This is a genomic window from Tenacibaculum larymnensis, assembly GCF_028829235.1.
In the GTDB taxonomy this organism is placed as follows: domain Bacteria; phylum Bacteroidota; class Bacteroidia; order Flavobacteriales; family Flavobacteriaceae; genus Polaribacter; species Polaribacter larymnensis.
This window is the reverse complement of sequence record NZ_JAIWJY010000010.1, coordinates 144,691-151,454: the sequence shown is the minus strand read 5'-3', so window position 1 is coordinate 151,454 and position 6,764 is coordinate 144,691. Positions and strand designations below refer to the sequence as shown.

General features: G+C 33.8%; 5 protein-coding genes. 3 read left to right on the top strand and 2 right to left on the bottom strand.

The genetic code is table 11. The features are described 5' to 3' along the window. The 3 genes from LCI24_RS14190 to LCI24_RS14180 form a co-directional block, all read left to right on the top strand. A partial coding sequence (locus LCI24_RS14190; protein ID WP_274640963.1) for an Ig-like domain-containing protein occupies positions 1-1,676 on the top strand: 1,676 nt, incomplete at its 5' end. A 10-nt stretch (positions 1,677-1,686) separates the two neighbouring features. After that, positions 1,687-2,607 carry a PorP/SprF family type IX secretion system membrane protein gene (locus LCI24_RS14185; RefSeq protein ID WP_121148674.1) on the top strand — a complete coding sequence of 307 codons (921 nt, stop codon included), beginning with the start codon at positions 1,687-1,689 and terminating at the stop codon, positions 2,605-2,607. A gap of 13 nt (positions 2,608-2,620) precedes the next feature. Then, positions 2,621-4,534 carry an OmpA family protein gene (locus LCI24_RS14180; RefSeq protein WP_121148672.1) on the top strand — a complete coding sequence of 638 codons (1,914 nt, stop codon included), beginning with the start codon at positions 2,621-2,623 and terminating at the stop codon, positions 4,532-4,534. Positions 4,535-4,604: 70 nt separating this feature from the next. On the opposite strand, the gene LCI24_RS14175 is transcribed toward LCI24_RS14180, so the two are convergent. After that, positions 4,605-5,381, bottom strand: coding sequence for a hypothetical protein (locus LCI24_RS14175; RefSeq protein ID WP_274640962.1), 777 nt, complete (start codon positions 5,379-5,381; stop codon positions 4,605-4,607). A 366-nt stretch (positions 5,382-5,747) separates the two neighbouring features. Beyond that, positions 5,748-6,428 carry a hypothetical protein gene (locus LCI24_RS14170; RefSeq protein WP_274640961.1) on the bottom strand — a complete coding sequence of 227 codons (681 nt, stop codon included), beginning with the start codon at positions 6,426-6,428 and terminating at the stop codon, positions 5,748-5,750. Positions 6,429-6,764: the final 336 nt, after the last annotated feature.

Genomic DNA, 6,764 nt, shown 5'->3' with positions numbered 1-6,764 from the left:
GAGGAGTAGTTAACTTAACTATAGATAATATTACAGTAGACAACATTGTCAATGCAACAGAAGCAGGAACAACCATTGCAGTAACCGGAACGGTAGGCGGAGATTTCAATACCGGCGACACTGTAACATTAGTGATCAACAGAAACAGCTATACCGGAACAGTAGATGCCAGTGGAAACTACAGCATAAATATTCCGGGCTCAGACTTAGCAGCTGACACAGACACAACTGTAAATGGAAGCTTCCTATCGACTAAATCTTGCTTTGCGAACACTAATCATGTTTATAATGTAGACACGACGGATCCAGTTCCTACCATTAGTGTAGACAACATCACGGCAGATAACATTGTCAATGCAACAGAAGCAGGAAACACTATTGCAGTAACCGGAACGGTCGGTGGTGACTTCAATACAGGCGACACGGTAACCTTAATAATCAACGGAAACAGCTATACCGGAACAGTAGATGCCAGCGGAAACTACAGTATAGATGTCTCAGGCTCAGACTTAGCAGCTGACTCAGACACGACTGTAGAGGCAAGTGTTACTACTACTGATACTGCTGGAAATACTGCTTCTGCTACTGATACTCATCTGTACAATGTAGATACCACACCTCCTACCCTTTCTATTATCATTAATAATATCACTTCAGACAATACCATTGACGCAGTAGAAGCAGGAACTAACATCCCTGTGACTGGAACTGTGACTGGTGACTTTAACACAGGTGATACTGTAACCTTAATAATCAACGGAAATACCTATACAGGAACGGTAGATTCCAGTGGAAACTACAGCATTGATGTAACAGGTTCTGACTTAGCAGCTGACTCAGACACGACTGTAGAAGCAAGTGTTACTACTACTGATACTGCTGGAAATACTGCTTCTGCTACTGATACTCATTCATACAGTTTACTAGACTCTGATAATGATGGAATTCCTGATATTACCGACATTGATGATGATAATGATGGAATTTTAGATACCGATGAAGGAGATGGCAACATAGATACTGATGAAGACGATATACCTGACAGTCTTGATACTGATAGTGATAATGATGGGGTTCCAGATGTTATTGAAGGAAATGATGATAATAGTGATGGGATACCTGATAGCCTTCCTTCTGGAAATGACTCAGATGGAGATGGTTTGGATGATACTTATGACACAGATAACGGAGGCACTCCTGTAGACATTTCTGATAATGATGGAGATGGTATTCCAGATTTTCAAGATATTGATGATGACAACGATGGTATTAATACTTCAGATGAAAATCCTGGTGACTCTGACCCAACAACCAACGATGCTCTTGATACCGATGATAATGGTATTCCCGACTATCTGGATCCTAACACAAAACCATGTGGTACTCCCTATAACATCATGACTCCTGGTAGTGATGGTGATAATGATATTTTCTTCATCTCTTGTATAGACAGACCTGAATATAGTAATAATACTGTTGAGATTTTTAACAGATGGGGTAACACTGTATACAAAGCTTCTGGCTATAACAATAAAGACGTTGTTTTTAACGGAACTTCTAATGGAAGAACAACAATTAATGTTGATGAAAAATTACCTTCAGGCACCTATTTTTATGTTATCGATTTAGGTGATGGATCAAAACCAAAAGTAGGCTGGTTATACATTAATAGATAAAAAAAATAATATGAAATTAAAACACTTATACACATTAATATTCTTAATACAAATATTAATAAATGTAAATGCTCAACAAGATCCTCAATATACTCAATATATGTATAACACTATGAGTGTGAACCCAGCATATGCTGGATCAAGCGGACATACTATAATAAATGCTCTTGCAAGAACTCAATGGGTTGGTATTGAAGGTGCCCCAGACACTCAAACGCTAAGTTTCGATACTCCTCTAGGCTTTAGCGGTGTTGGGCTAGGTATTAACCTTACTAATGATAGAATAGGCCCTGCCAATGAGGTTTTTCTGGATATCAATGCTTCTTATACAGTTCGTACCAGTGATGAAGGAAATTTGGCTTTTGGGTTGAAACTTGGAGCAAGACATTTATATGTTGATTGGAACAAAGGCCTTGTTAAAGATAGAGACGATAAAAGTTTAACTGGAAACATTAACAGGTTTTTACCAACTATTGGAGCCGGTATTTATTACTACACTTCTAACTGGTATTTGGGAGCAGCTATTCCTAACTTCATTAACACAGATCATTATGATGACTCTAATAATGGAGGTGATATCGCAAAAGAACGAATGCACTTATTTTTAATTGGTGGGTATGTATTTAATTTAAACGAAAATATTAAGTTTAAACCCGCATTTTTAACAAAAATTGTAAATGGCGCACCTTTATCCTTAGATGTATCGGCTAATTTTCTTTTCAATGAAAAATTTACAGCAGGTATAGCTTGGAGGTGGGATGATTCTATTAGTGCTCTGATAGGACTTCAAGCTTCTAGAAATTTACATATAGGATTAGCTTACGACCTCACTACCTCTAATTACAGTAACTACAATTCTGGAACCTATGAACTAATGATTAAATGGGAAATATTCAAAGAACTAGCAATGAAATCTCCTAGATTCTTTTAAATTATAAAATGAAATGAAAAAAGCAATACATTTTTTACTTATAATAGTATTTATACCAACCACCATTAACAGCCAACGAAAGTATGCTGCTAACAGATATTTTGAAGAGTTTTCTTACAAAAAATCTGCTGAATTATATCAATCCATATACAACAAAGGAAATAATTCTTATACTGTATTAAGTAGATTAGGAGACTCTTATTACTTTAACTTTAAATATGTTATGGCAGAAAAAAACTATCAAGAATTAATGAAATTATACGAAAACTCTGCTAAACCCAAGCATATATTTAGATATGCCCAAGTTTTAAAAACTAATGGTAAAATAAAAGAATCTGACAAGTGGCTATTAAAATTAAATAAAAACGATAGTCGTGTGAAGGCGTTAGAAGAAAACACTAATTATTTTGTTGAATACTCTAATCGAGAAAAGACATATATAAACATCCACAACCTGTCTAGTAACACTTCTTATTCAGACTTTGGTGGGCATATTCATAATGATCGTTTATACTTTTCTTCTACCCAACCCAAAACAGAAAAAGACAAAAAACTCTATCGATGGAATAATCAACCATATTTAAACATTTATAAAGCAAAACAAAGTAACGATTCTATTAAATTTTTGGATGTAGGTAAACCTATCATTCTTGAAGAGTTAAGCTCTAAGTATCACGAATCAAACATTGTTATTTCTAAAGATGGAAAAACAGCTTATTTTACCAGAGATAACTTTGATGGCAAGCGATTAATAGGGGATGAAAATAATATCTCTCATCTTAAAATTTATAAAGCTACTAAAAGAGGAAAAATTTGGGAAGATATAAAAGAACTGCCTTTTAATAGTAATAGTTTTTCTTGCGGACATCCTGCCCTTAGCCCTGACGAAAAAACACTTTATTTTGTTTCTGATATGCCAAATGGCTACGGAGATACTGATATTTATAAAATAGCAATTTTAGAAAACGACACCTATGGAAAACCTGAAAACCTTGGTAAGCCTATTAATACAGAAAGTAAAGAAATGTTTCCTTTTATAGGAAATGATAATGTTCTGTATTTTTCTTCTGATGGACATATTGGCTTAGGAGGTTTAGATGTTTTTGAGGCAAAAATCACTAGTAACTCTTATACAAAACCAGTAAATTTAGGAAGCCCTGTAAATGGTTCTTTTGATGATTTTGCTTTCATTATTAACGACAAACATACTCAAGGTTACTTTTCTTCCAACAGAAAAGAAGGTAAGGGAGATGATGATATTTATAGTTTTAAAATATACGATTGTAAACAAAATATTAAAGGAGTTATATCAGACTCAAGAACAGGTAACCCTATTCCCAATGCTACCGTTCAGCTTATAAACAAACAAGGAGAACCCATTTTGACTAAAACAACCAAGAAAGATGGTAGTTATTTATTTGAAAAAATAGATTGCGAAAAGAGTTTTGTAGTCGTTGTTTCAAAAAAAGATTATCGAAATTCTCAAAAAAACACAAAAACACTTGATGTCAACAAAAGGTTAATTACTGAGAACATCCAGCTTGAATCTTTAATAGTAGATGATCAAATCATTATAAAACCTATTTACTTCGATTTTGATCTATATAATATTCGTGAAGATGCCGAATACGAGTTAGAACATATTGTTTCTGTCTTAAAAGACAATCCTAATATCAACATAATAATTGAATCTCATACCGACAGCAGAGGTTCGAAAGCATATAACAAATTATTATCAGACAAAAGAGCCAAGTCCACTAGAGACTATATATTATTAAGAGGTATTTCTTCTAAAAGAATAAAAAGTGCTATTGGTTATGGCGAAGAACAGTTGTTAAACAATTGTAACGACTTAAAACAAAATAAGTGTACCGAAAAAGAACACCAACTAAACAGAAGATCATATTTCTATATAGAAAAAAAATAATTTGTATTAGTTAATTTATGAGTCATTCTAAAATCCATTGATAACATATTTTTAATTAAGTGTTTTAGTTTTATATAGAGTGTGTCTTAGAGAGCAATGCTGACAGATAGCTATGTGGTAGGTTGGTTTGCACATAGGTATATAGCTGTTTTGCCGTATAATTGCCTTTTTCATATTTCTTGATGGCTGTTGTAATTTTCTTTTGATAGGTCGCTTTGCGCTTTCTTGCGTTTTGTTGCGTTTGTCGTTGCGCTTTTTCTATTGCCTTTTTTTCCTGATACTTTACATGGGTTTTCCAAACTTTGTGTAAACCAAAAAAGCCTATTTCATGGGTTTGGGTACGTGTTTTATCAAAATACAACGAGGGGTACAATGCGGTTACTTGTGATTTGATAAACCACTTGCGAGCAAACTCTAGTTTCCAACGGTATTCTTTGAGTTTTTGAATTAGGGTTGTCTTTTGAGTGATGTTTGTAAATAGTTCGTTGTTTAGGTAATTGATGGCTTTTTTCCTTTCGCCTACATAGACATTGTGTTGTTTCCACAATTTTGCAGATGTTTTGATACAATCTTGTAGTAAAATTGTCTTAAATTCTTCAGTAGTTACATTGGCGTAGAGTTCTATTTTTTGCAAATAGTCATAACGCAATCCTTTGTAATTATCATACACACCGTCTGCGAGTTCTTGCGCTAGTTCTCTATCGTCTTGCAATCGAACTAAAAAATTATGCGTAAGCGGGCTGTTTGTGCCTTGACTTGTTTTTTCTTGTTTTAAAAAATCAGGCAACAAGGATTTGACTGCTTCGGAAGTTTGGCACGGGCGAATTGTTGTTTTCTTACTTATCACTGTGGTGTTCTTGTAGAAGCCGTCCGCAGGACAGGTAAATTCTTCCTTTTGAAATCCTATGTTATGTACACAGTCTTTTATTTCTTTTTCTTTTAATAAAAAGGTTCTAGTAGTATCATTATTATCTGGTAATTCTTTCCAGTTCTCCTGTTTAAAAAATTGGTTTTCAATTCTTTTGGGTTTTGGTGGATTTCCGTCTAAAATTGTTAGAATTTCAGGATGGAAATTAACGGTTATGGGTTTGTATTGATTGGTATATGTATAGTTGATTAAGATGTTGGCTTCTCTAAGTCGTTTGATGTGGTTTTGCGCTGTCTTTTTGCAAATAGCGAGCTTGGTATCTCTGCGATGGTATGTGTCGCTAATTTACGATGGTCTATGGTTAGCTTTGGTAAGGCATTTTTTAATACACTGGTTGGACGATTCATTTCTAAGAGATATGAATTGCGTTGTTTTAACTGGGCGATGTAAAAGCCTACCAAAACATAAAAATAAAAGCTCTGTAGAGTACTTGATGGTTGGTTTGCGCTTTTTTGCGATATAGTTTGCGTTTTTTTGCGCATTGAATTTGACTACAGCCTTGTTGTAGGTACTTGTAAATTCACTACGGTATTTTTTTGTAAAGTCTGCGACTTGTTGAACTAGTGTTGGAGTACTAGGAGTTATGACCATTTTGTTATACTCAGCTATGGCTTTGTTATATTCTACAGCTTGCTGATTATAGCTATGTACATATTGACGGTAGTTATCCATCGTGCTTTTCATTGCGCTTCTATCTAAAAAAGGATAGTTGATATAATTATAGTGTTTGCTTGTTGCTTTTTCATAGTCTTTTCCCTTTTTTAAAAGCAAATACCCGTGTTGGGTATTAAACTCCTCTACGGATTTGTTGTATTGCGCATTGTTTAGCTTATTGCGTTGTGCATTGTCTTTAAATAGCTTGATGGCTAGTTGGGTAATGGCATCCAACGTTGTATTTTGTAAATACTTATGTACTTTTTGATTGTACAATCCTATCGCTGTTAGCGATACATTACTTTTTTTCATATCTTTGAGGTTCTTAAAAGGTTCTGCGTCCTTGCAGAATTTTTTTCTTTTTCATAGCAATTTTTTAAACGGTTAGCTGTCACTAACCTTTTTTTGTACCTTTGTTTTTCTAATACTTAGTAAGTGCTTTTAACATTGCACAATATTTTTATAATACTAAGTTTTATGTTGTGAATATAAGTTTGGTGGTTAGTAAAGGAGCTAATCACTAAACTTTTTAGCCTATTGTTACAATATACTGTAAATCAATATTTTTTTCATAAATTGCATATGCGATAAAGATGTTTATAACACTACATTAGTGTTATAAAAAACTAATCATTAAACTTTAATAAA

Coding starts and splice junctions, on each gene's coding strand:
- LCI24_RS14185 (WP_121148674.1), top strand. CDS start 1,687: ATGAAATTAAAACACTTATACACATTAATATTCTTAATACAAATATTA.
- LCI24_RS14180 (WP_121148672.1), top strand. CDS start 2,621: ATGAAAAAAGCAATACATTTTTTACTTATAATAGTATTTATACCAACC.
- LCI24_RS14170 (WP_274640961.1), bottom strand. CDS start 6,428: ATGAAAAAAAGTAATGTATCGCTAACAGCGATAGGATTGTACAATCAA.